Origin of the sequence: Vibrio tubiashii ATCC 19109, from assembly GCF_000772105.1 — a bacterium.
Lineage (GTDB): Bacteria > Pseudomonadota > Gammaproteobacteria > Enterobacterales > Vibrionaceae > Vibrio > Vibrio tubiashii.
The window spans coordinates 922,381-946,503 of the sequence record NZ_CP009355.1; the positions used below are offsets into that span (position 1 = coordinate 922,381).

Here is a 24,123-nt window from a genome sequence, read left to right on the forward strand (position 1 = left end):
TTAGGTGTCATGCTTATGGTCGAGCTATGAGAAAACGCCGTTATTCTTTAAGTATTCATATCACTACTCTGTTTCTTGTTCTGACTACATTAGTAGGCTCGGTACTGATTGCTATTAGCTATAAACATGCGCAAGCACTGCTTACTGGCAGTGCAAAAGAACTAAGCCAAGAGAACAGCCGCAAGCTTGAATCCACATTTCAGGTCAAAGCCGGACCGATATTAACCACTCTCGATTTTATGTCGCTGAGCCAAGCCATCGATAGCCACAAATCGCCTGTTAGGCACATTCGGTTTTTAACTTCACTGCAAACCATCTTCCAACGAAATCCGGGCGTCGTAGCACTCTACTATGCTAATGAGTCTGGTGATTTTACTTTGGTTAGAGCATTAAGAACCAATGCCGATCGTGAGAGGTTTGACGCCCCAAACAAAGCGTCACTGATGATTAATACCACACGTGTTTCTGGCTTAAATGAGTTTTACTTTTTAGATGGTGCCTACCGCAGTTTAGGTCACCGTAAAACTAAAGATAATAAGTTCGACCCTAGAGTGAGGCCGTGGTTTATCAACGCTGACAAAGATGGGGTTATCAGGCTAACAGAGCCATATTTTTTTTACTTCCTTAAAACCAATGGCGTGACATTGTCACGTAGATCACCCGACGGTACCAAAGTAGTTGGAGCGGATTTCACCCTTACTTCACTTTCCGACCAGATCAGTCAGATGGGCTACTCTGAAAACACCAAACTTGTCTTGTTTGACAATCAATTTAAGGTATTGGCTCGGCATAATCTGGATGGCGTGACAGAAACGGATGGCGAAATCACTTCAGATGCTTTAAAAGGCACTGTTTTTGAAGGTGTAATTAATCGCAGTTCAAGCCAAATCATTTACGAAACGGTTGAAGCCGACAACAAAAAATGGTCGGTAACATTAACGCCCGTGAACCTTAACAAGCAGACACGTTTGCTACTTGCAGAGGCGACGCCTCAAGACGATCTGCTCGCTACTCTGCTTTCAATGAGGGACAAACAAGTCAGTGTTGCACTTGCCATGCTACTCATGAGCTTTGTTATTGTTTGGCTCGTAGCAAGACGCTTAGCCAATCCGTTACATGCATTAATGCGTCAAACCGATAATATTGCTCGTTTTGATTTCAAGAAGACACGTTACTCGAAGAGCGTAATTAAAGAAGTCGCAAACCTGACTGAATCGATAGAGCTCATGGAGCATACTCTCTATGATCTATTGAGACTATTAAGGGACACAGCGAGCAATACCGACTTTTCAGTTTTGGCAAAAACCATCGCACACCAAAGCTTCTTAGTCACAAGAGCAGAAACGATCGTACTTTATATTAAAGATGAAAAAGAGAGTGGTTATACCGTCGCTGCAAACCACGCCATCATTCCATTCAAAATCGATGTTAACGAGCTCGTTGCGCATACCGCATGGGTCAGTACTGACCTTGCCAAGGGCGAAATAGTCCACTTAAATCGCGAAGACAATGCGCTAGCAAACTATAGAGAATCCCTCTTTAATTCGGATGTTTACCTGTTTCCTTTGCACAACCGTGATAATCAATTAGTCGGAATTTTACTTTTAGGGTATGAACGGACAATCACTCAAGAGCAAGCAGATAAGCATGCCTTCCTAAAAGAGTTGTTGAGTTTTGCTGAAATCGCCAAAGAGAATATCGACCGGATTGAGCAACAAAAAGAGATGCTTAATGCGTTTGTCGAACTGATCGCTTCTGCAATTGATACCAAATCGCCCTACACAGGAAGTCACTGTCAACGCGTTCCTGAGTTAACCAAAATGCTTGTGAAAGCCGCAGTTGATGACGACACTCACTTCCCACTCTTCAGCATGTCAAAAGAACAGTGGGAAGAGCTACATTTGGCTGCGTGGCTGCATGATTGCGGCAAGGTAACCACGCCGGAATACGTTATTGATAAAGCCACCAAATTAGAAACCATCTATGACCGTATTCATGAAGTACGCATGCGGTTTGAGTTGTTGAAATCACAGGCTGAGGTCGAGTATTGGCAAGGCGTAGCCAGTGGTGAAGATAAACAACAGCTTAAGGAAGCTTTAAAACAGAAACAACAACAACTAGATGATGACTTCGCATTCATCGGTGAATGTAATCTTGGCGGTGAATCGATGAGTAAAGAAGCCCTCGCCCGCCTTAACACCATCAGCAAGTATAAATGGACAAGAACTCTGGACGACAAAGTTGGTGTTTCATGGGTAGAAAAAGCGCGATGCGCGTCTACTCAACCTCTTCCTGTAGAAGAGACACTGCTATCGGATAAACAGGTTCATCAGATTCACTGGGATGTTAATGGCAAGCCTCAGGATTTCTGGCAGGAAGAGTTCGCGCTAAAACCTAGTGATTTGAAATACAACCGTGGCGAACTGTACAACTTATCGATCGAGCGCGGTACCTTAAACTCAGAAGAGCGCTTTATTATTAATGATCACATCATTCAAACCATAATGATGCTCAAGCGTTTACCTTACCCTGAACATTTGAAAAACGTGCCAGAAATCGCTGGCGGGCACCATGAACGGGTAGATGGTCGCGGGTATCCTAAGGGGCTATACGAAGAAGAACTTTCTCTACCGGCAAGAGTGATGGCAATAGCCGATGTCTTTGAAGCACTTACTTCTAGCGACAGGCCATATAAAAAGGCTAAAACACTTTCCGAATCCATTGAAATCATGACTGATATGGCGACCAGTGGTCATATTGATCCTAAGCTTTATTTAATTTTCCTAGAGCAATCGATCGACCAAGAGTATGCGCAGCGATTCCTCGATAACTCACAAATAACAGCTATAGATCGCGAGGATCACATGAGGAGAGTAAAAACCTTTATCAAATCGCACTTCTGATCCTACCAGTTACAGCTATATTGGAATGTTAGCTCTAATTTAGATCCATACCGTATAAATTTGCCACATCATTTATTTTCAACAACTTACGTTAACTACTAGTCAATATTTAATCGATTGCCTTCTCAAAGGTTGATGTATGTCAAATAGTCATAGACAATACGCTGCCGTCTGTGAATATCGCCGCGACTTGTTACTAAACCAGTTGCAATTAATAATTCAAATGGCATGAATTTTTGGTTTTGCCTATCAATACAATAGGCACGACCTATTTTATAATTTGAGGTGTCGTTGATACCGTTGGCAAACTTTAGTGCCAACAATTTAGGCACATGCTAACTACCTCGTTTCTAAGGGAAAGATGATGGTAATACCAGAAAACAGCAGCATCGTTATTTTTGGTGCTTCGGGCGACTTAACCTATCGCAAGTTGATCCCTGCTTTATATCACCTTTACTCAAACAAACAGCTACCAAAAAACTTCGCCATTTTAGGTGTAAGCCGAACTGAGTACAGTGATGACTCATACCGAGAAAAGCTAAAGCGTTCACTCCAAGAAATGGAGAAAACAGAACCAGCTACTCTTGATGCTTTTATTAATCATCTGCATTACCAAGCCATCAATACTTCAGATACTGCCGACTACGCTAAGCTATCAACCCGTCTTGACCAGCTATCTGAGCAGTACGGTTTCGAACAACGTAACACCCTATTCTATTTAGCTACACCTCCTAGCCTTTATAGTGTCATCCCGGCAAGCCTTGCCGCTCATGGACTAAACAGCGAAGAAGACGGCTGGAAGCGCCTGATCATTGAAAAGCCATTTGGTTATGATCTCGAATCTGCTCAAAAGTTGGATAAAGAGATCCATGATCACTTCCAAGAACATCAGATTTACCGCATTGACCATTACTTAGGTAAAGAAACGGTACAAAACCTTCTTGTATTCCGCTTCTCTAACGCAATGTTCGAACCTCTTTGGAACCGCAACTTCATTGATTATGTAGAAATCACTGGTGCTGAATTCCTTGGTGTTGAAGAACGTGGTGGATATTACGACGGTTCTGGTGCGGTTCGTGACATGTTCCAAAACCACTTGCTACAAGTGTTAGCAATGGTTGGCATGGAGCCACCTGCACAGATCAATGCTGATTCTATGCGTGATGAAGTCGTTAAAGTCCTTCAGTGTTTGAAACCGCTAGAAGAAGATGATTTACGAAACAACCTTGTGTTGGGGCAATACACAGAATCTGACGTTCGCGGCGAGTTCCTACCAAGTTACCGTGATGAGCCTGGCGTTGCTGAAGACTCTCGTACAGAAACTTATGTCGGCCTTAAGGCGTACATTAACAACTGGCGTTGGAACGGCGTACCATTCTACGTACGCACAGGTAAACGTCTGCCGACTCGCGTAACTGAAGTTGTCATCCACTTTAAGCAAACACCTCACCCAGTATTTGGCCAGAATGCTCCGGAAAACAAACTGATTATCCGCATTCAACCAGATGAAGGGATTCAGATGAGTTTTGGCCTTAAAGAGCCTGGTGCAGGCTTTAATGCTAAAGAAGTGAAAATGAACTTCCACTACGCGTCTCTACAAGAAACGCAAATGCTGACAGCATATGAACGCCTACTTCTTGATGCACTAAATGGCGATGCAACTTTGTTTGCACGTAGCGATGCTGTTGAAGCGTGTTGGAAGTACGTTCAACCGATTCTAGACTTCAAACAAGACCCGCAAGCCCTATTTGGATACGCTTGTGGTACGTGGGGACCAAAAGAGTCTGACGATTTGTTACAACGTGACGATCGTGCATGGCGATTCCCATGTAAAAACCTAACAGATACGGATTACTGCGAACTATGATCAATCACAAGATTTTTCAAACAGCTGACCAAGTTGTAGAAAGCCTAGCTAATGATATGAAAGCGTTCAGTGAGCTTAACCGCCCTGTTCACATTTCACTGTCTGGTGGCAGCACACCAAAGATGCTGTTTAAACTTTTAGCACAAGCACCCTATGCCGAAGGCATTCAGTGGAACAACCTACACTTTTGGTGGGGAGACGAGCGTTGTGTTGCCCCTGATGATGCTGAAAGTAACTACGGTGAAGCTAACGCACTATTGTTCAGCCAAGTTAATCTACCTGCAGAGAACATTCACCGTATTCGTGGTGAAGATGAGCCCAAAGTTGAAGCTGAGCGTTTTGCTGAAGAAATGGCATCTGTAATCCCTGCTGAAAATGGAACGCCAGTATTCGATTGGATACTTCTTGGTGTTGGTGCTGACGGCCACACGGCTTCGCTATTCCCAGGTCAAACAGACTATCAAGATGAGAACTTATCGGTATTAGCTTCTCATCCAGAATCAGGACAAATCCGCGTATCTAAAACCGCTAAGGTATTAGAAGCCGCGAAACGTATCAGCTACCTTGTACTTGGTGCAGGTAAAGTCGATATCGTAAACGAAATTCATACCACTCCAGCGAGTGAGCTGCCGTACCCAGCAGCTAAAATCCAGTCTAAGGCTGGTGAAACGGAATGGTACTTAGATTCAGACGCAGCAGCAAAAATCGCTTAGTGCGAGCGTCCAAATAGGAAAATTGGAGAGAAATAATGAAAGGTGATATCGGTGTAATTGGCCTAGCAGTAATGGGTCAAAACCTTATCCTAAACATGAACGACAACGGCTTCAAAGTTGTTGCTCATAACCGTACTGCTGCGAAAGTAGACGAGTTCCTAGAAGGCCCTGCGAAAGGCACTAACATCGTTGGCGCATACTCTCTAGAAGAGCTAGTTGAGAAGCTAGAAGCGCCACGTAAAGTAATGCTAATGGTACGTGCAGGCGCAGTTGTTGACACATTCATTGACAACCTAATCCCGCTTCTAGACGAAGGTGACATCATCATTGACGGTGGTAACACTAACTACCCTGATACAAACCGCCGTGTAGCACATTGTCGTGAAAAAGGTATTCACTTTATTGGTACTGGTGTATCTGGTGGTGAAGAAGGTGCACGTTTTGGCCCTTCAATCATGCCAGGCGGCGCAGCTGAAGCTTGGGAAGCGGTTAAGCCTATCTTCCAAGGTATCTCTGCAAAAACTGACGCTGGCGAACCTTGTTGTGACTGGGTTGGTAACGACGGTGCTGGTCACTTCGTTAAGATGGTACACAATGGCATCGAATACGGTGACATGCAACTTATCACTGAAGCTTACCAGTTCATGAAAGATGGTCTTGGTATGTCTGCTGACGAAATGCAAGCAGTATTCGCTGATTGGAACAAGACTGAGCTAGACAGCTACCTTGTTGAAATCACTGCAGACATCCTTGGCTACAAAGATGAAGACGGCGAGCCTCTAGTTGAGAAGATCCTAGACACTGCTGGCCAAAAAGGTACCGGTAAATGGACAGGCATCAACGCGCTAGACCTAGGTATTCCACTAACGCTTATCTCTGAGTCTGTATTCTCTCGTTGTCTGTCTGCTCTTAAAGATCAACGTGTTGAAGCTGAATCTCTGTTCGGTAAGACAATCACGCCAGTTGAAGGCGATAAGCAAGAATGGGTTGATGCACTTCGTCAAGCTCTACTAGCTTCTAAGATCATCTCTTACGCTCAAGGCTTCATGCTAATGCGCGAAGCGTCTAACGAAAACGGTTGGGACCTAAACTACGGTAACGTAGCACTAATGTGGCGTGGTGGTTGTATCATCCGCTCTGCGTTCCTAGGCAACATCCGTGATGCGTACGAAGCAAACCCAGACATCGCGTTCCTAGGTTCAGACGAGTACTTCAAAAACATCCTGCAAGGCAGCCTAGCGGCATGGCGTAAAGTAGCGGCGAAATCTTTAGAGTCTGGCATCCCAATGCCATGTACGATTTCTGCGCTATCTTTCCTAGACGGCTACACGACAGCTCGTCTACCAGCTAACCTGCTTCAAGCACAGCGTGACTACTTTGGCGCGCACACGTATGAGCGTACAGATCGTCCTCGTGGTGAGTTCTTCCACACAAACTGGACAGGTACAGGCGGCGATACGGCTTCTACTACCTACGACGTGTAAGAATTAGCTGAAAGGATGAGACTGAGGTTTATTAATACCTGAGTCTACTTCTATAATTAAGCTGTTATGGAGGATGTTAACCAAGTTAACATCCTCTATTTTTTGAAACCTACAACATGGAATCTTCATCAAGCGATGACGATTAGGTGATTTGTCTAACCTGGATGGTTACAACTGTAAAATAGAGGTTCTTTCGATGACTATTAATAAGTACTTTGTTTTTGTTCCACAACAAGAAGAACGTGGGATGAATAAGGAACATAAAGTGGAAAACGAACAGGAAACTCAACGTCAGGCTTTAGTAAAACAAGCACAGCAGCAAGGTGGTGTGCAAGGCTAGGTTTCTAAAATAGAAGGGAGCGATTAGCTCCCTTCTTTACTATTGTACTAAACGCTTGGTTTAAATCTTAGATGTCGCTTTGAAGTGCTTGAGTAGATATTGGATACACCAAGATTTAGCTTCACCAATTTTATTACGTTTCCACGCCAAGATTATCTCGATAGGTTGAGATTCGGTGTCGGTTATCTGCTTCAAGTCACCGCTCGCAATAAGTTGAGTTGCTAACTCTTTTGGCAAGGTGCCGATACCTAAGCCTGTCTTTAGCGCCTCTACTTTTGCTGAAAAGTTGGTCACGGTGAGTCTCGGTTGTCTTTGAGTTATGTTGACACTGATTGCTGGCTGCTCGCGGGCCGTATCCGCTATCGCAATAACGCGATATTTTTCGCGCGCTTTTTCGTCGAATACCCCACTGCGTTTATGTACGTAATGATCCGTCGCTGCTACCCAGATCATTTCCATTTCACCAATGGTTTCAGCTTTGACATCTTGCGGTAGCGTTTCCATTCTTGGACAGACCAATAAATCTGCTCGCCCTGAACTTAACGCTTCCCAGCAGCCTGCGAGTATTTCTTCTTGGAGCTTAATCCTTGTTGAACTGACATTACTTAAGTCATTAACAAGGTTGAAGAAATTAGCAACTGGGATAATACCATCAAAGGCGAGTGTAATATCCAGTTCCCAACCATTAGCCAGTACACTTGCATCATTTACAAGCTTGTCTGTTGCTAGCAGTATGTCCCTTCCTCGTTCAAGAATCAGTTTACCTGCTTCCGTAAAATTAGCTTTGTGCCCAGAGCGATCAAAGATCATGATATCGAGATCTTGTTCGAGCTTCTGAATTTGATAGCTCAGTGAAGACGGTGCCCTATCGAGTTCGTTTGCCGCAGCAGCAAAGCTTCCACGCCGGTCAATCGCATCTAATATATGTAGCGCTTCAAGTGTTATTGGGCTCTGCAATATTATCATCCTTATTAATAATAATTAATAATATAGTGATATTCATCACACTATTAATTGATAAAGTGAACCTTTACAAATGTAAAAAAAATGTTTAAGCACTTGTAATATTTAAATTTTATTCAAGTTTGCATACGGATAGAGCAAAAAAGCCACTAACTTTCGAAATGCAAACAATAGTAATTATCATTTAGATCCAATAGAATGCCGTTCGTTCAAAGAAAACCTATATGGATCAAAGGTAATTATAAAATGTATAAGAAAACTTTCCTGTCAGCTTCAATTGTTTTGGCCCTTGCGTCAACTGCTCATGCCGAAGAATATGCCCTCTTCGACGAAGTTGTTGTTTCAGCGACTCGTACTAACCAACAGCTTGAAGACGTAGCCGCGTCTGTTGCAGTTATTTCTGATGAAGAGATTGAACGTAACTTAACAACGGGAGTTGAGGATCTCTTCAAGTACACCCCAGGAGTAACCGTACAATCAAACTCTCGCCAGGGTATTCAAGGTATTAACATCCGTGGTATGGAGGGCAATCGAGTATTAGTATTAGTCGATGGAGTAGCTCAAACTAACCAGTTTTCTCCAAGTGGAGGCCAAAGCTATAACTTCATAAATTCTTCGCGTGTTGACTTAGACACGGATATGTTGAAATCAGTAGAAGTAGTTAAAGGTTCAGCTTCTTCTCTATACGGCTCTGATGCAATTGGCGGAATCGTGGCGTTTGAGACTAAAGATCCAGAGGACTTTTTAAAAGGTCGAGATACCGGTGGTCACGTCAAGTTTAACTATTCATCTGCTGACAATACTTTCTCGGAGTCCGTAGCTCTAGCAAAGCGTTTTGGTGATCTAGAAGCTTTAGTTGCATACACTCGTCGCGATGGAGAGCAAGTCGATAACTTCGGAAAGCCAGACGAGAAAGATTTTGCAAATAACAATGTGTTAGTTAAGCTTCAATACCAGCTTAATCCAGACCATCGCTTAGAATTTAGCGGTAACTTTTTACACAATAGTGGTGATACTAAGCTAACTAACAGTAGTTATACCAACTACAACGGAGAAGATGTTACCAAACAAACACAAATCGGTATTAAACATATTTGGAATGCTGAGTCACAATTCGCTGATCTTGTAACTTGGCAGTTCGATTGGCTAGATAAGGACGAGAATGGTATAACCAACCGCACATCTAAAGGTGGTAGCCGTTATGTCCCGCCAGCTGGAAATGTGCAAAAGAAAGACTATATCTACTCAGATAAAGGCTATCAATTTGATGCACAGTTCGACAAGGAATTCACTCTAGGCGAATTTGAACACTATTTAGTTTACGGTACTTCGTTCTCAGATAAGGAAATAAAAAACGTAAACAACGAATATAACTCAATCTCTGCTGATAAAGTTATCTACTACATACCGAGTGCTAAAGAGCGTAAGTATGGTTTCTTCTTACAGGATTCGATTAACTACGGAAAGTTTGTCCTAACTCCGGGTGTAAGGTTTGATTCATTTGAAACAGATCCAGGTGACACGACAAACAACCCAAGTGGAAATTCTCCTGAGTCATACGGTAAGTTTTCAGACTCAGCAGTTACAGGTCGTTTGGGTACAACTTATTCCATTAATAATGAGCACAAAGTTTACGCGCAAGTTTCTCAAGGGTTCCGTGCACCAGATTTCCAAGAACTTTATTACTCGTTTGGTAACCCAACTCACGGTTACATCAACATCCCTAATCCGGATTTAAAAGCCGAAGAAAGTGTGTCGTACGAGTTAGGTTGGAGACACAACACAGACTTCTCTAGTACAGAAGTTTCGGTTTTCTACAGCGACTACGATAACTTTATCGACAGCCAAGTTGTTCGCGTAGACGGGCGTGTTGAAGTAAATCAAAGTATTAACGTAGATAAAGCTGAAATTAAAGGTTTCGAGGTAGGTAATACATTCTACTGGGATAACATCCTTCAGCATGAAGGCTTTAGTACCCGACTTGCAGGTGTATACACTGAGGGCAAAGATGGTAAAGGCAAGGCACTGAACAGCGTAAACCCTTGGAATGCGATTGTTGGTTTTAACTATGACGCGCCAAACGAAAAATGGGGCTCATCGTTATCGATCAACTACACCGCAGCTAAAAAGGACAAGGATATTAGTACATCCGGCACTACAACAAGTGGCAAGGCTTTACCTATCGGTAGTGCAACTGTAGTAGACCTTACAGCCTACTATTCTCCAATTAAAGATCTAACACTCAGAGCTGGCTTATTCAACGTAACAGACGAAGAATATTACAACTGGAATGATGTGCGCGGGATTACAAGCGAGGAAGATAAGAGTTTAACTCAACCAGGTCGAAACTGGGCAATTACAGCCAAATACGATTTCTAAAATCACATGTGATATCAAAAGCCAGCTATCAAGCTGGCTTTTCTAGTTAAGTACCTACATAAATTATAACTATCAATAAGTTAAAGGTAATAAAAAAGCCCCTAAACTAGGAGCTTTCTTGAGTATATTCATTAAAAGGTATAGAAAAAATGGTATGAATAGACCGATTATTTAGCTGCTGCCATCTCTTTCTTAACCATTACAGCCGCTGCAACGATGAAAGTGATGATAAGACCTAGCTCCATTACAAACCCCTAAAGTAAAGTTGGAAAAACCGAAAAGAAACTGCGGCTATTCTAACACCATTAAAAAACAATGATACCCCTTAACGAGATTTTTACGTTTTATATCGATTGAGATCAAATATTGCGTCGTGATGTCTATTTTCTACAATCTTACTAATCAATTAGTTTATAAAATGGTTTAGAGAATTGTTCTAATGCGAAGCTATTTCATAGTAACTTTGCCACCGATTATTTTGTAAGCAGGAGTGCCTCTAATCAAAGTCTCTCGGGCAAACTCGCCCCCACATTGAGGGCAAATACAGGGCTGTTCTGTGTAATCAAAAACAATTCTTTCCTTAAAACATTTCACAAGAGACCCTTTGCCCCCTTTTCGGTACTTAAATAACTGGGTTTTACATTTTGCGCAGTAAATCTCGACCGTTTTAGACGGTTGTTTCTTATTAGGTTTCGCCACTACCCTTCCTCTTGATGCGAGTTTGTTGCCTCAGCCATTTCAGGTTTGACCCAAACTTTGCTGAAATCAAACCATCCAAGCGCATTACATTTCGCATTTTGTAGCGAACCACAATGATCTTTACTCACTCCTAACCAACAGTGAAACATGGGAATGAGTTGCATCTTTTCTACTAGAGACTTTCCAAGCTCTTGTGCAGGGAAACTAGCATTTTGTGTTGCTTGCCACTCTTGTACGACTTTAGTCCAATGTTCAAAATCCTCTTCGCGGCTAAGTGCCTCAATATCGCTATTATTGAGTAGCCACCCTGCTAGTGAATCATCCCTGTTTGTGGTGATTCCCATCGGTTTAACCCAGATGTCTACTTCTGAAGTATCTTCAACGGTTAAGTCATAGTTAATAAAGTTAACGCTCAATCCATCCTCTTTAAGCAAGCCTTCAATACATTTGACCAACGTTGGGAACATTGGGTGCTGACCGTGGTAAGCAATAGTGACAGAGCGATAGGAAGGTGGTGACGTATAACCATGCCTTGTATGGTGATACCAACCCGGCTTTAACCCATGCGCAGGAAGTACTCCTAGTTCGACGATTTTCTCTTGAGGTAGATGCTGGAATAAATTTAATGTGCCCAACTTCTGTGTGAAGTAATTCGCCCAATCATTGGCCGCCGCTAGTCCATTTTTTCGGTTGAGTAGTAAATAGGTGCAACCCGGATCGAGGTCTACGCTATCGGCATAGTTGGCCACTTCAGGCTTAAGGGGTTTAGATAAGCTCGGGAAAATCATTGAAGAATGAAGATCATCAATCACCCACACTTCAATTCGATCTAACAAGGGCCTAAAACCAAAGTAACCGTCAAAGGCTTGTAAGACGAGGCGTTTATTGTCGTTTTGAATGACTCGGTAAGGTCCTGTACCAACAGGGAATAGATCATAATCCTCCGCTCTATTCTCTTGCGGCAACGTAATTTTCGCGCAAGATTCAGAAAGCAACAGCGCCAATTGATAATCATCGCGTGAAAGTTTCACATCAACGATTAAGTGACTCGGAGAACTCACGTCTGCGATATGTGAAAACAGCTTCTTCTGTCTAAGTGTCAATAAGTTATCAACGACCGCTTGAGATGTCAGCAAGTCTCCATTGTGAAACCTGACACTCGGACGAATGTAAAAACGCCAATGTCGAGGGGTGAGCATTTCCCATGAATGGGCCAGATCAGGTTGAAGTTGTTCACTGTCATCGATATAAGTTAAACCACTGAAAATCTGCTGAACAATATGAAGTTCAGAGCGTCGAATCGGTAACGTAGGGTTTAACGTAGAAAGTGGTCGGTAATATGGCAGCCTGACAACTTGCTGGCCTTCTTGATGAACAATGCCAAGATAGCTTTCAACCACTTGAGCAAGTTTTGCCGTATCTTGATCTAAAACTTTTAGCGCTTGGCCAATCTTCCCTTCTTCAAGGTATCGGCGCGCTAAGTTTTCGCTGACATCAGCTCGGCTACGTTTAAAAATTAACTGAGATAACTTGCCTCGACCGGGAGCTGGGTGCCATTCCAACCACCCTTCTTCTTCCATTTTGTTCAGGACAATTCGAGCGTTACGACGGGTACAAAACAGTATCTCGGTGATATCTTCAAGCTGGACACCGCAATCTTGTCCCTTGTAATGCTCAAACAAGGTTTCGAACTGAACTCTAAGTCTTGGGCTGCTCATAAAGAGGAAATCTCATTCTAGTTAACCTAGCTCTAAGTTTCCTCATTTAATATTCTCGAATCAAGACAAAAACTCGATTATTGGACTTGGCTGCCGATTTGCTCAGCAATCTGTTGGATTTGTTGTTCATTGTCCAATTTTATCGACCACTTGGTTTCGCTGCCGTTAGCGGCAATAACATTCGCCCCTCTCCCAATCAGAGTGATAGCATCGGTTTGCGCTTGTAGCGTCACCATGTGCACACCAGAAAGCTTTACCACCACTTCGTGGTTAGTCACAATGATTTTTCCGCTTTTAAAAGGAATCATCATCGTTATAGTCCTTTGTCTGACGACGCAGATTTTTTATGTTTAACAGCGATGGTCAATCGACTCGTACACACCAAACGTTCACGCTCATCAGTAATGTTGATTTGCCATACTTGAGTGGATACCCCTAAATGAATGGGCTTAGCTGTACCAATAACGGTGCCGCTTCTCATTGAACGTACATGGTTGGCATTAATGTCGAGGCCCACACAGTAACTTCCTTTTGGAACACAGAAATTAGCCGCAACTGAGCCAAGCGTTTCGGCCAAGACAACAGACGCACCACCGTGCAGCATACCAAGCGGTTGGTGAGTAAACGAACAAACAGGCATAGTGGCCGTTATAAAATCATCACCTACCTCGGTATAAATAATGTTTAGGTGATCTATCAAAGTATTTTCTGACGTCTTATTAAGGGCTTCAAGACTGATCGATTTTTTCCAGATTGTCATTATGCATTCCACTACTGAATGTGATTACCAAGAATTGTACGCTAATGCTATGATGTGTATAGCTAAATAGTAAGTTTAATATTGCGATTGAAACGGAGAATTCAATGCAAACGTGGTTTAAATTCGTCACTCTCACTGCCGCAATGGCAATGACAGCCTGTACTTCTTCCCCGACAGGTCGTAACCAGCTGCTTCTTTTTTCAGATTCAGATATGAGTAGTTTAGGCGCCCAATCGTTCAAGCAAATGAAGAAAGAGCTTAAGGTCAGCTCTGACGCTAAGACAAATGCTTACGTTCAGTGCGTAACAGATTCAATTACTCAACATGTCCCGAAACAACCAGGATTTGATAGCTGGGAAGTCGTCGTGTTTGATAGTGATCAAGTCAATGCGTTCGCGTTACCAGGCGGCAAAATTGGTGTCTATACCGGTTTACTTAAAGTAGCGGTTACTCAGGACCAGTTAGCTACAGTTATAGGGCATGAAATCGCACATGTCCTCGCTGATCACAGCAACGAACGACTGTCTCAATCTCAAATTGCCAATGCCGGACTTCAACTGACCAATATTGCACTCGGATCTTCCGAATACGCACAGTATCAAGGAGCAACCATGGCTGCGCTTGGATTAGGCGTACAATATGGTGTTTTAATGCCCTACGGCAGGACTCAAGAATCGGAAGCGGATGTTGTAGGGTTAGAATTGATGGCGAAGTCTGGCTTTGATCCTAACCAGAGTGTCGACCTATGGAAAAACATGGCTAAGGCATCTGGGGGCGCTCAACCGCCTGAACTGCTCTCAACGCACCCTTCTCACGGAACTCGCATTCAGGATCTCTCCGCTAAGATACAAACGTTGCCAGATAACAAGGTTAAACGTCCGAACTGTATTTAGACATTAAAAGGGAGCAACAATGCTCCCTTTGTCTTTACTTTATGTGCCCAATATAAGCAGCGGTAAGCTTAACAATTGGTCACCAGTTGATGCAAAGAACCAAATAATTCCAATCAATGAAGCAACAAGCCCAATGTACCAAACTGCAGCGACAGCTTGACCGTACCTATCTAGCGGAAGTAAGTGGCTATGATGTCTTCCTCTCCACTCAATCACGATTTCCAGCATGCCCATGATAAGCAGGAAACCAAACAACGTAAGCCCTAGTGAGTAGCTTAACACCACGCCACCAGCCGCCGCTGCGGTACACAAAACTATTCCCGCCACACTGTTCATGGAGAAACTGATACTCTTCAAGACATGCCCACCGTCGAGTGGCAATATCGGTAGTAAGTTGAATAGATTTAGAAATGCATTAAATACCGCTAACCCTGCGAAAAACATCTCGCCAGTGATCAAGTAAGCAATGAGCAAGATGACAGACAGAATTAAGCCAAACATCGGCCCCATGATTGAAATGACGACATCTTGCCAACGGGTATTTATCTTTTCATCGCTCAACGCCAACCCGCCAAGAAACGGCACCAAGTAGATACCTTTTGTCTTCATACCGAAGTACTTCATCGCGCGAACATGGCCATATTCATGAAAGACCAAACACGCAATCAAAGCCAGCGCAAATTGAAAAGAAAACAACCATGAATACGCCGCTAAACTCGCCGACGCGAGCACTACTTTAATCAGCTTTGCACTCTTAAGCGCCTTCATCCCAAGCGATAAAAGACCAATAAGGCTAAACTTTCTTTCTGGCTCCGGCTTAGTAAACGGTGTTTGCTTTTCTATGTCCTTAGTATTGCGGCTTCCTCGCTCAATGACTTGGCTATCGACTGTCGCAACATACTCTAAGACAAATGGTTGCCATATCAGATTAGTTTCTAATTTACATGCCAGCTCTTGCTCACCATTGAGCAAAGTAAACTCATGGTAGGATTTTTCACCACGGTCAGCATTAGCATCAAGCTGAGACACGAGTTGATTGTTCCAAAACAGTTGTTGCCAACCCGCCATAGAGCCTTCGAGTCTAAGTGGTTTACCCAAAAACTCGATTGATAATAATTCCAATGTCTAACCTACTAAATTGATATAACAACGAGTCTGATTATGCCAATCTAGACTAAATAGGTAAAGGAATTGCTATTAATGTGACATTGTCACTATCCATAAGGCGTTGATTGTTCGAATCATGTTGTTCAAATTACTCATGAAAAGTAAGAATTCGTCGATTTATCGATTTGTATTCGGATTACGCTTTATTTTTGACAGATAAAGTGGATAATAGCCGGCGTTATTAACACCTATAAAATGTGAGTCCATTATGTCTTCTGAAGCAACTATGCTAGAACGCTGCCAATCAAAATGTGAATTATGTGCTGCTGATGCACCATTAACGGCATACGCTGTTCCCCCGCACAGCCATGTGACAGTAGATTACGGAATCATGGTTTGTGACAAGTGTCTTGGTGAGATCGAAGAACCAAAAGACATCAACCACTGGCGTTGTCTAAACGACAGCATGTGGAGCCAAGTTCCTGCGGTTCAAGTTACTGCATGGCGTCAGCTAACTCGCTTGAACACAGAAAGCTGGGCACAAGACGCGCTAGACATGATGTACATGGAAGAAGAGCAAATGAACTGGGCAATGACTGGCATGTCTGCAGATGACAAACCATTCGATTGCAACGGCGTTGAACTTAAAAAAGGTGACGACGTAACGGTTATCAAAGACCTACCAGTTAAAGGCACTAACCAAGTCATCAAGCAAGGCACGGTTATCCGCGGCATCAGCATTGGCGACGATCCAAAACTAGTTTCTGGTAAAGCGAACGGCGGCCAATCTATGTACGTTATCGCTGAATACTGCCGTAAGAAGTAATTAGATAAGCTTCGACATAAGAAAGGCGCTCAATTGAGCGCCTTTTTGCTAAGAGTTGATTGTTATTTGAGAAGAAGCAATCGACCAGTCAATGGAGGAACTTCAACAGCTCCATTTACAGACTGAACATTGATAGTTTCACCTGTCATTAGATCGACAAACTCTGTTGCAGATTTAACACGTGATAAATCGACGTTTAGCGTTCGTTGGCTCTCTCCCGTATTCAATACATAGATGATCTGCTGATCGCCATTGACTTTAAGATCCGCGTATAACGTATCGTCTAACCAAAGGTTTCTTCGTTCACCATTGTATAGCGCTGGGTGCTCGCTTCGAACTTTCATTAGTTTAGCAACGTAAGCTTTCAGATCACTCTGCTCTGCATTCAGTGTTGTTGATGTCACACCTTCTACTTTGCCACTTGAGCGAGCAACGTGGTCGTCGCACATGCCCTGCGTAACGCAATCAGAAGTTACTTTCGCTGCAAAGTTTTCAACTTCATCACCAATTTCTTCTCCATAGTAGAAAGTAATTGGGCCTGAGTACGCTGCTAAGAAACTGTATGCTGCTTTATGGCGTGGGAAGTAATTATTCAGCCCACCACGTTGGATCAAATCACCAAAGCGAACCAGATCGTGATTACCAATCATTAAGTTTGGCATTGCATGATAAGGCGCTTTTGTTCTTGAGTTCCAATCCGCGTCGAGTGCACGTGCATTACTCTTAGCACCAGACTCTTCAACAGCAAGCGCCTGAACTAAACCATAACGAAGTGGGAAATTAAACGCTGATGAAAGCCCTGGTTTGGCATCGCTACCATAGACAGTACGAGTAATTTCATCCGCACTGCTCCATGCTTCACCGACCATGTAACCCAAAGTGCCCCATTTCTTACCAGCGATAACATTTTCCATCGATGCTTTTTCAACAGCCGTTCGGATATTGCGCCAGCTATCAAGAGGGACTTGGTAAGCTTGGTCCAGTCTCCAGCCATCAATGCCATACTCTTTAATCCAGTATGTAGCGACTTCAGTGAAGAAGGCTTCACTGTCAGCGTTCGGATAGACAACATATTGGCCCGGATATCCTGATTCTTTTCTCAAACTTGGCACTTTACCGGTCGGTGACGGTTTAGCACCACTAATATGAGTATGACCAAACACACCGTCTAAGAACACATACAGCCCTTTCGCATGAGCGGTATCAATGAGCTCTTTTAGCTTCTCGTTGGTGCCGAATTTAGGGTCTACATTAAAGAAGTCACAGGCAAAGTAGCCCGTCGCATCGAGCTTATCATCACCACCTTGACCGGCACATGAATCAAACACTGGCGTTAACCAAAGCGCATTCATGTTTAGGCTCTTAATATAATCAAGGCTGTTAATGATCCCTTGAAGATCCCCTTTATGATGAGAGTTTCCATAACCTACGCCATAGTCATGATTCGAATCTCCATCAACAAAGGATTCAACCATGACTTGATAAATGCGTAGATCACAGGCCGTGTTGTTATCGCTATAACATCCGTAATCGAGACCAGTATCTTTCACGGTAACAACTAAAGATGACTTATCTTTCGCATTTAGACTAAAGTCATAAACACCTTGGTTAGTGACCGTAACCTTAATGTTTCCATTGCCCGCATCTTCAAGCGTTATAGAGCCATTGGCCACCGAGAATGAACCAAAGCCAAGGTTAAGTGTGCTCCAATCTGACGAAGCAATCTTAAACTCATACACACCAGGCGTTAGATACCCATTAAATGTATAAACACCATCGCCTTTGTACTGCATTTCACTACTCGTGTTCCAACCGTTCATAGAGCCGCGTACATACACCTTGGTCGTCCCATAAGGCGCGACATCAACTGGCTTGTTATCAACAACGAGCCCTTCACCTTGACCTCCGCTCTGAGGCAAGACAAATACAGCTGCGGTCAGTGGAGGAACCGTAAAGTTCTCGTTGGCGAACGTCGCTTGTTTAACGATAGGGTCATCTGAATTTCTCAACGCATCATGTAGGACAAAATCTTTTGCGCCCGTTACTTTGAGGGTTTGCTCAGAAGTATTGGCATTGATTACGACCATTAACGCATCATTGTTGCTATCGAGATCAGCGCCTACAGAAATACCATCGTTAACTGACATAGCAATTAACCCCGGTAAGGCATTGCTTCCGGTATTGTGGAATCGTACGCGATCGACGACCTCTTTTTCAGAAACAAGCTTGAGCAGAGGCGTTGAAGAACGAACTTGCAATAATGCTTTAAACGCACTGTCTGTCCATTCGATATCTTTCGCCGACGCAACGGTATTTGGGTTGCTGATGATAGATTTAATCGCATTCCAGTTAGCTTGGTCTTTGTCTGCTCTTGGTAAGCCGATATTCCAGTTGTTCGTTTGTTTGCTGAAATCAACCTTGTTATACCAATCACCACTGTCGTAACTATCACGCTCCATTGATTTAGAGCGAAGTAGTTCTGAGCCCATATGAAGGAATGGTACGCCTTGACCGAGCATCACCGTCGACAAACCAACAATCTGCATTCGGGCTCGTTGCTCTGCCGTCATATCTGCAGACGCTTTATACTGGTTAAAATCCCACAAGGTCTGGTTGTCATGCTTAGAGACATAGTTGATCGACTCTTGAGGGTCTAAAGTATAGGCTGCGCCTTGACCACCATATTGGTAGTCTTTGCCATATACTACGCTGCCACTATAGGTTTCAAGAGGGTAATTTTGTAGGTTACCTGTCATGCCATAACGGATTAGATCCATTTTCGACTTCAATGCGTCATCAAACCTGTCTCCAGCGTTTGCAAAGCCAGGAGTCTTCAGCAGTGCATCGCCACTATCGAAAGGACCACCTCCGCGTACTCCATCACGAAGCCTATCGTTATAGGTGCCGATTCCTGTGCCCGCCATTGGCCACTGTGTTGCGTTTTCACCACGTTGACCATTTGCCACTTCACCGAAGTTCCAACCTTCACCATAGAACCAAGTGTCTGGGTCAACTTGTTTGGTCTTATCATAAACATGCAGCATGCTCGACTTCATCAAGTGGCCCATTAAATCAAAACGGAAACCATCAATCTTGTAGTCTTGAGCCCACATCATTACGCTATCTGCAACTAGCTTTTCAAACATGCGGTTTTCTGATGCTGTGTTATCACAACATGTCGAATTTTCTACCGCCCCGGTAATCGGGTTTAAACGGTGGTAGTAGCCCGGAACGGTTTTATCGAGCACAGATTTGTCGTAAAGACCGGATGAATACGTATGGTTGTACACCACGTCTTGAACCACGCGGAATCCCATTTCGTGAAGTTTCTTGACCATTTCTCGATATTCACGAATACGGTCTGTGCCGTCTTTTGACACTGCGTAGCTACCTTCCGGCGCACTGTAGTGGAACGGATCGTAGCCCCAGTTGAAACCATCGAGTGGCCTGATGTCAGCAAGAAGCGCTTGTGCCTCACCGGTATTAGGATCGGTCTTTTCTAGAAGGGATAAGATCGTCGAACTATGGCTGGTTCCATCTTCACACAATTTCGCTTTAGGATTAACTGAACATAGTTTACCCACCGTATCATTTAGGTTGACCGTTTTAGATTCCTGTTCCGGAATAGAAGCAAGGTCATAGCTTGGCAACAAATGAATCGTTGTTAAACCAGACTCTTTTAATGACTTGAGTTGCTTGACACTGTCACGCTCATCTTCTAAGAAAGCAGTATACTTACCGTTCCTTTCAGGCGTACCATGCTTGTCACTAACGCTGAAATCACGAATGTGCAATTCATAAATGATGTGGTCTTCTGGATTTTGCAATACCGGAACATCGTGCGAGTCCCAACCGTTTGGTTTAGTTTGCGCAGAATTTAAGTCCACAAGTTGAGAATGTAAGCTATCTGTACTCAGAGAAAGTGAGTAAGGATCGGTACTCATCATCCATTCAACGTGATCCGTTTTCGGGTGATAAGCTTTGACGCGATAACGGTAGAAGATATTTTCTAATGAAGAGCTACCTTGGTAACCCCATACACCTGTGTCTGAGTTTAACGTCATCTTAATCGGTGACGCTTGAACAAGCGCTTTGTCACTATCGTATAGATAAAGCTCCACATCTTGAGCTGTTGGTGCCCAAACCGCAAAGTTAGCCGTATCACCGTCAATCCAACTCCCGAGCTTCGCTTCATCGGCATCATTTGGCCCACTGGTGTATAGCGTATCTATCACTCCAGGGATCTGAATGCGTGTCGCGACCAAAGGTTTGCCTTGCTCATCAAGAGCAACGGCAATTAATTGCTGCTTAAGTAATGCCTTCGCCTCTTCCGAGGTTACAGCCAGATTGAACTGAGCTCGACCTTTAAGGTGTGGGAATTTGGCATTATCAACTACGCCTGCTAGCCCTAGATCGCGTTTAGTAAACATCTCAGGTTTGGTTATATCACCCGTTCCCGTAGAGGTAGACCAAAGCTGGTAACTTTTCGCTTGTGAATGATCAAACCAAGCTAAATTATTAAGATCAAGCCAGTGTGCTGCAGCGCCAGAGAGTTCAACAACCGTTTGTTCGTTCGGAGAATATTTAAGAGTTGAACTACCGTGAGTGGTATAGAGTGTGTTGCCTTTGGTAAATTCAAGTTTAAGATCGTCGCCACCCAATGCCTTATCATTGCCTTTATGCACGATAAAGTTCATACATGTGCCGTGCGCATCTTTAAGGGACACAACAAATTTGGCGCCGAACTCAGGGTCAATTTCCTTCCAAGCAAGCGGGTTAGCCCAATCGACACCATTCAACGCATCATCACTCACTGCATCACAGCTTCCATTGTTCCAAAGGTGCAGTCCCCAATCGGCGTAATTGCCGTCTTCGCGCTTGTAATAGATAACCGCGTCTTGATACGTTGGGGCGGGTTCTGTAGACGTATTATCAGGGCTCTTAGGGTTAGGGTCGATGGAGTCAGGTATCCCGTCTCCATCATCATCACTTGATGCAAAGTCTCCTAGACCATCGCCGTTAGTATCCTTGCTTTCGAGTCTATCCTTTGGAAATGCATCACTGTTATTAGGCGCACCATCACCATCAATATCTGTGTCTTCTGAATCTGCAATCCCATCTCCATCATAATCACTTGGCTTACTTTCTGCTGAGTAGGGATTGCTTCCCAGACGTTCTTCGTCAACATTGCTCCAACCATCGCCATCGATGTCAGGGTCTAGACTGTCTGGGATTTTGTCTCCATCAATATCGGCAGGTTGACTAGTAGCACTGTAAGGATCGGTGCCTAATTCACGCTCCACTTGGTCTGAGAATCCATCATTATCATCGTCTGTATCACGATGGTCACCAACTCCATCATTGTCACTATCAACGGACTCTTGAATATCGTGAGGGAAAACATCTACGCTGTCTGCAACACCATCGCCATCTGAGTCCAAAGTAACGATTGGACTACCGCCATTCAGTGCCAGTGTTATGCCTTCTAGTGTTCGGTTACCGCGTTTCTTTTCTTCACCTAAGGCCTTTGTACCCTGCTCTATTGTGTCTAAAAGTGGCTCTAAAGTTTGCTCTTCAATAGAGTCAGGTAAGATTTGACTTAGGGCTTTCGCACTTCTTGCTACAAGCGCATTGCCATTTTCAATGTAATCGGAATCTAGATCGAGATGAGGCTGCTTTAACTGACGACGGAGTTTTTTCAGTGCTCGCTTTTCACTTTTTCCATCCATCATTTGTAGCGACACATAAGTCGACAGTGGCGTAATGTAACTGTACTCGGCTGGAGCGAGCATGACATACTCGCGTGCTGCTGTTACGCCGGGAATATCGCTATCAATCGACTCCCCACGTTTTACTTTGGCAATCAGGTGCGCATTTCTATCACGTTTGGAGAGCCCACTGATATCAAGTATCGCATAGCCTTTCTCGTCTGTAATAGATGAGGGCTCATCGCCATCTTGCTCGTAGTTTCCATTTACGTCTAGCCAGACTTCGGCTTTTTCAATGTAACCATCCATCACTTGCACTTCTAGCTGATCATTACAGCCAGCTAGTAGCCCAAGCGATGCCATGGCGATGCTGAGTTTGGTTGGTTTAATGTTCATTTGTATATCCATTTTAAATTCACGTTCTAAGGTCAAACTTGTTGAAATAAAGTCACAAAACCTCAGGTTTACGTTATATTTGGATATCAAAATCTCACCTCATCCTATAAAACCTCTCTCATAGGCGTAGACAAAAAGGAGTAGAACTGTTTTTGGATTGAATCTCACATAGCTAAGGCTGAATTCGATCGGAACATTACACTCATGTGGCACATAGAGTGAGGAAAGTGGCACTTTGTAGCAGTAGATGGCCGATTATCTGTAGGATTACAACAATGTGCCTCAAATATGAGAATTATGATCTAGTACGAGTTCTAGAAGAGGTTATTCGATCTTTCCAGCAACTGTCTGAATTCGATTGAAACTTCCAACTGGAGTGATCCACGCAGCAACGGCATCTATATCGCTCAAGTTCCCTTCATAAGTAAAAGTCCAATGACCTTCTGAAGAGCGAGCTTGTGATCGGCTTACTGCGATGAAATCATGCTCTAGAGTCCTTCCTCTGTTTTCACCTGCTCGAATCTGCGTCGTTTGATTGTTTGAAAGAAAGATGATCGTTGCATCCAATGTCGAGTCATCATCGTATTTCAGTTGGAAAGCATTATCCTTTCTTACTAAGGTCAAGCGTTTTGCCGCAGTTTGCTCGTTTTCAGGCAGCTTCCTGTTTACCCAATTGAAAAAGCCTCGCCACTCTTTACCGTCGACGACAAAACCGGGAGTGTAAACACTTCCCACTACATCATAAGCGTTATACAGGCGTTGTAATTGGGAGAACTCTGGCTTAGCAAACTTATCTTTCCATCCGAGATAATCCCAATAATCTACGTGATAAACCACAGGGATAAACTCGTCCCACAAGCCACTATTATTTTCAAATTTAGAGATGTATTTGTCTGCTGGTGGGCAGCTAGAACACCCCTCTGAGGTAAACAGTTCTACTACCTGAGCTGGCTGTCCTTCGTTAACCCAGATTTGGCCCGCGGATACGGTAGATACAACGGAGAGAGCGATCAAAGCGGTCATCATCAAATCCTTTCTGTAATACTTTTACTTATCTGAAGAGATTGACCGCCTGATGTTCGATTTAATTTCCTGAAAGCAAAAAAAACGCTAGCGTTCTGCTAGCGTTTTAGTGAAATCTGAAATCGAAATTAACGATAAAGACCAATATCTTTCTGCATATGACCCGATAGGTCACTCGCATAGTGAGAGCGAGGTTCACTGTTATCAGTGAAAAGAATATCTAATAGGTGTGCAATCAATCCTTTGAAAGAAACCGCGTAGGTTTTTTTATCCATAGAGATAGGAGCTTCGATGTTACCGATTTGCATTGCTTGTGCCATGATTGCCTCTCTATAAACTGTGTA

General features: G+C 43.6%; 17 protein-coding genes. 8 read left to right on the plus strand and 9 right to left on the minus strand.

What is annotated here, in order from left to right; all coding sequences use genetic code 11:
* The first annotated feature begins 26 nt into the window (after positions 1 to 26).
* The 5 genes from IX91_RS19315 to IX91_RS26695 all read left to right on the plus strand — a co-directional run bounded on the left by IX91_RS19315 (position 27) and on the right by IX91_RS26695 (position 7,307).
* The gene (locus tag IX91_RS19315; protein WP_004742692.1) at positions 27 to 2,903 is read left to right on the plus strand and encodes an HD domain-containing phosphohydrolase; all 2,877 of its coding nucleotides are present in this window, start codon (positions 27 to 29) and stop codon (positions 2,901 to 2,903) included.
* 364 nt (positions 2,904 to 3,267) lie between these two features.
* Entirely contained in the window at positions 3,268 to 4,770 is a 1,503-nt protein-coding gene (gene zwf, locus IX91_RS19320; RefSeq protein WP_004742690.1) for a glucose-6-phosphate dehydrogenase, read from the plus strand.
* Complete coding sequence (gene pgl, locus IX91_RS19325; protein ID WP_004742689.1) at positions 4,767 to 5,483, plus strand: 6-phosphogluconolactonase; 717 nt, start codon at positions 4,767 to 4,769, stop codon at positions 5,481 to 5,483. The genes zwf and pgl overlap by 4 nt, the downstream gene beginning before the upstream one ends.
* A gap of 35 nt (positions 5,484 to 5,518) precedes the next feature.
* Positions 5,519 to 6,967, plus strand: coding sequence for a decarboxylating NADP(+)-dependent phosphogluconate dehydrogenase (gene gnd / locus IX91_RS19330; protein WP_004742688.1), 1,449 nt, complete (start codon positions 5,519 to 5,521; stop codon positions 6,965 to 6,967).
* 196 nt (positions 6,968 to 7,163) lie between these two features.
* Entirely contained in the window at positions 7,164 to 7,307 is a 144-nt protein-coding gene (locus IX91_RS26695) for a hypothetical protein (RefSeq protein ID WP_004742687.1), read from the plus strand.
* 60 nt (positions 7,308 to 7,367) lie between these two features.
* On the opposite strand, the gene IX91_RS19335 is transcribed toward IX91_RS26695, so the two are convergent.
* Positions 7,368 to 8,264, minus strand: a complete 897-nt coding sequence (locus tag IX91_RS19335; RefSeq protein WP_004742686.1) for a LysR family transcriptional regulator — start codon at positions 8,262 to 8,264, stop codon at positions 7,368 to 7,370.
* A gap of 252 nt (positions 8,265 to 8,516) precedes the next feature.
* On the opposite strand from IX91_RS19335, the gene IX91_RS19340 reads away from it, so the two are divergent.
* Positions 8,517 to 10,649 (plus strand): TonB-dependent hemoglobin/transferrin/lactoferrin family receptor, encoded by a 2,133-nt coding sequence (locus IX91_RS19340; RefSeq protein ID WP_004742685.1) that lies wholly within the window; start codon positions 8,517 to 8,519, stop codon positions 10,647 to 10,649.
* Positions 10,650 to 11,096: 447 nt separating this feature from the next.
* Here the strand turns inward: IX91_RS19340 and IX91_RS19345 are convergent, their stop codons facing one another.
* The 4 genes from IX91_RS19345 to IX91_RS19360 all read right to left on the minus strand — a co-directional run bounded on the left by IX91_RS19345 (position 11,097) and on the right by IX91_RS19360 (position 13,826).
* Positions 11,097 to 11,348: a hypothetical protein gene (locus tag IX91_RS19345; protein WP_004742684.1), complete on the minus strand. Its 252-nt coding sequence runs from the start codon at positions 11,346 to 11,348 to the stop codon at positions 11,097 to 11,099.
* Positions 11,348 to 13,066 (minus strand): SgrR family transcriptional regulator, encoded by a 1,719-nt coding sequence (locus IX91_RS19350; protein WP_004742683.1) that lies wholly within the window; start codon positions 13,064 to 13,066, stop codon positions 11,348 to 11,350. Before IX91_RS19350 ends, IX91_RS19345 begins: the two co-directional genes overlap by 1 nt.
* Positions 13,067 to 13,143: 77 nt before the next feature.
* Entirely contained in the window at positions 13,144 to 13,377 is a 234-nt protein-coding gene (locus tag IX91_RS19355; protein WP_004742682.1) for a DUF3389 family protein, read from the minus strand.
* A gap of 2 nt (positions 13,378 to 13,379) precedes the next feature.
* Positions 13,380 to 13,826 carry a hotdog fold thioesterase gene (locus IX91_RS19360; RefSeq protein ID WP_004742681.1) on the minus strand — a complete coding sequence of 149 codons (447 nt, stop codon included), beginning with the start codon at positions 13,824 to 13,826 and terminating at the stop codon, positions 13,380 to 13,382.
* A 104-nt stretch (positions 13,827 to 13,930) separates the two neighbouring features.
* On the opposite strand from IX91_RS19360, the gene IX91_RS19365 reads away from it, so the two are divergent.
* Positions 13,931 to 14,719, plus strand: coding sequence for a M48 family metallopeptidase (locus IX91_RS19365; RefSeq protein ID WP_004742680.1), 789 nt, complete (start codon positions 13,931 to 13,933; stop codon positions 14,717 to 14,719).
* 39 nt (positions 14,720 to 14,758) lie between these two features.
* Here the strand turns inward: IX91_RS19365 and IX91_RS19370 are convergent, their stop codons facing one another.
* Positions 14,759 to 15,841, minus strand: coding sequence for a site-2 protease family protein (locus IX91_RS19370; RefSeq protein ID WP_004742679.1), 1,083 nt, complete (start codon positions 15,839 to 15,841; stop codon positions 14,759 to 14,761).
* A 253-nt stretch (positions 15,842 to 16,094) separates the two neighbouring features.
* Here IX91_RS19370 and IX91_RS19375 point away from each other — a divergent pair, with 253 nt between their 5' ends.
* Positions 16,095 to 16,652, plus strand: a complete 558-nt coding sequence (locus tag IX91_RS19375; RefSeq protein ID WP_004742678.1) for a PhnA domain-containing protein — start codon at positions 16,095 to 16,097, stop codon at positions 16,650 to 16,652.
* 62 nt (positions 16,653 to 16,714) lie between these two features.
* On the opposite strand, the gene pulA is transcribed toward IX91_RS19375, so the two are convergent.
* The 3 genes from pulA to IX91_RS19390 form a co-directional block, all read right to left on the minus strand.
* The gene (pulA, locus tag IX91_RS19380) at positions 16,715 to 22,756 is read right to left on the minus strand and encodes a pullulanase-type alpha-1,6-glucosidase (protein WP_004742677.1); all 6,042 of its coding nucleotides are present in this window, start codon (positions 22,754 to 22,756) and stop codon (positions 16,715 to 16,717) included.
* 324 nt (positions 22,757 to 23,080) lie between these two features.
* A complete protein-coding gene (locus IX91_RS19385) occupies positions 23,081 to 23,779 on the minus strand; it encodes a DUF1223 domain-containing protein (RefSeq protein WP_004742676.1) in 699 nt (232 codons plus the stop codon).
* A gap of 128 nt (positions 23,780 to 23,907) precedes the next feature.
* Positions 23,908 to 24,099 carry a hypothetical protein gene (locus IX91_RS19390; RefSeq protein ID WP_004742675.1) on the minus strand — a complete coding sequence of 64 codons (192 nt, stop codon included), beginning with the start codon at positions 24,097 to 24,099 and terminating at the stop codon, positions 23,908 to 23,910.
* Positions 24,100 to 24,123: the final 24 nt, after the last annotated feature.

What these genes read in the sequence shown, in the direction of transcription:
- zwf (WP_004742690.1), top strand. Translation starts at nt 3,268, where the DNA reads ATGGTAATACCAGAAAACAGCAGCATCGTTATTTTTGGTGCTTCGGGC.
- pulA (WP_004742677.1), bottom strand. Translation starts at nt 22,756, where the DNA reads ATGAACATTAAACCAACCAAACTCAGCATCGCCATGGCATCGCTTGGG.
- gnd (WP_004742688.1), top strand. Translation starts at nt 5,519, where the DNA reads ATGAAAGGTGATATCGGTGTAATTGGCCTAGCAGTAATGGGTCAAAAC.
- IX91_RS19355 (WP_004742682.1), bottom strand. Translation starts at nt 13,377, where the DNA reads ATGATGATTCCTTTTAAAAGCGGAAAAATCATTGTGACTAACCACGAA.
- IX91_RS19360 (WP_004742681.1), bottom strand. Translation starts at nt 13,826, where the DNA reads ATGACAATCTGGAAAAAATCGATCAGTCTTGAAGCCCTTAATAAGACG.
- pgl (WP_004742689.1), top strand. Translation starts at nt 4,767, where the DNA reads ATGATCAATCACAAGATTTTTCAAACAGCTGACCAAGTTGTAGAAAGC.
- IX91_RS19340 (WP_004742685.1), top strand. Translation starts at nt 8,517, where the DNA reads ATGTATAAGAAAACTTTCCTGTCAGCTTCAATTGTTTTGGCCCTTGCG.
- IX91_RS19315 (WP_004742692.1), top strand. Translation starts at nt 27, where the DNA reads ATGAGAAAACGCCGTTATTCTTTAAGTATTCATATCACTACTCTGTTT.
- IX91_RS19390 (WP_004742675.1), bottom strand. Translation starts at nt 24,099, where the DNA reads ATGGCACAAGCAATGCAAATCGGTAACATCGAAGCTCCTATCTCTATG.
- IX91_RS19350 (WP_004742683.1), bottom strand. Translation starts at nt 13,066, where the DNA reads ATGAGCAGCCCAAGACTTAGAGTTCAGTTCGAAACCTTGTTTGAGCAT.
- IX91_RS19375 (WP_004742678.1), top strand. Translation starts at nt 16,095, where the DNA reads ATGTCTTCTGAAGCAACTATGCTAGAACGCTGCCAATCAAAATGTGAA.
- IX91_RS19365 (WP_004742680.1), top strand. Translation starts at nt 13,931, where the DNA reads ATGCAAACGTGGTTTAAATTCGTCACTCTCACTGCCGCAATGGCAATG.
- IX91_RS19385 (WP_004742676.1), bottom strand. Translation starts at nt 23,779, where the DNA reads ATGACCGCTTTGATCGCTCTCTCCGTTGTATCTACCGTATCCGCGGGC.
- IX91_RS26695 (WP_004742687.1), top strand. Translation starts at nt 7,164, where the DNA reads ATGACTATTAATAAGTACTTTGTTTTTGTTCCACAACAAGAAGAACGT.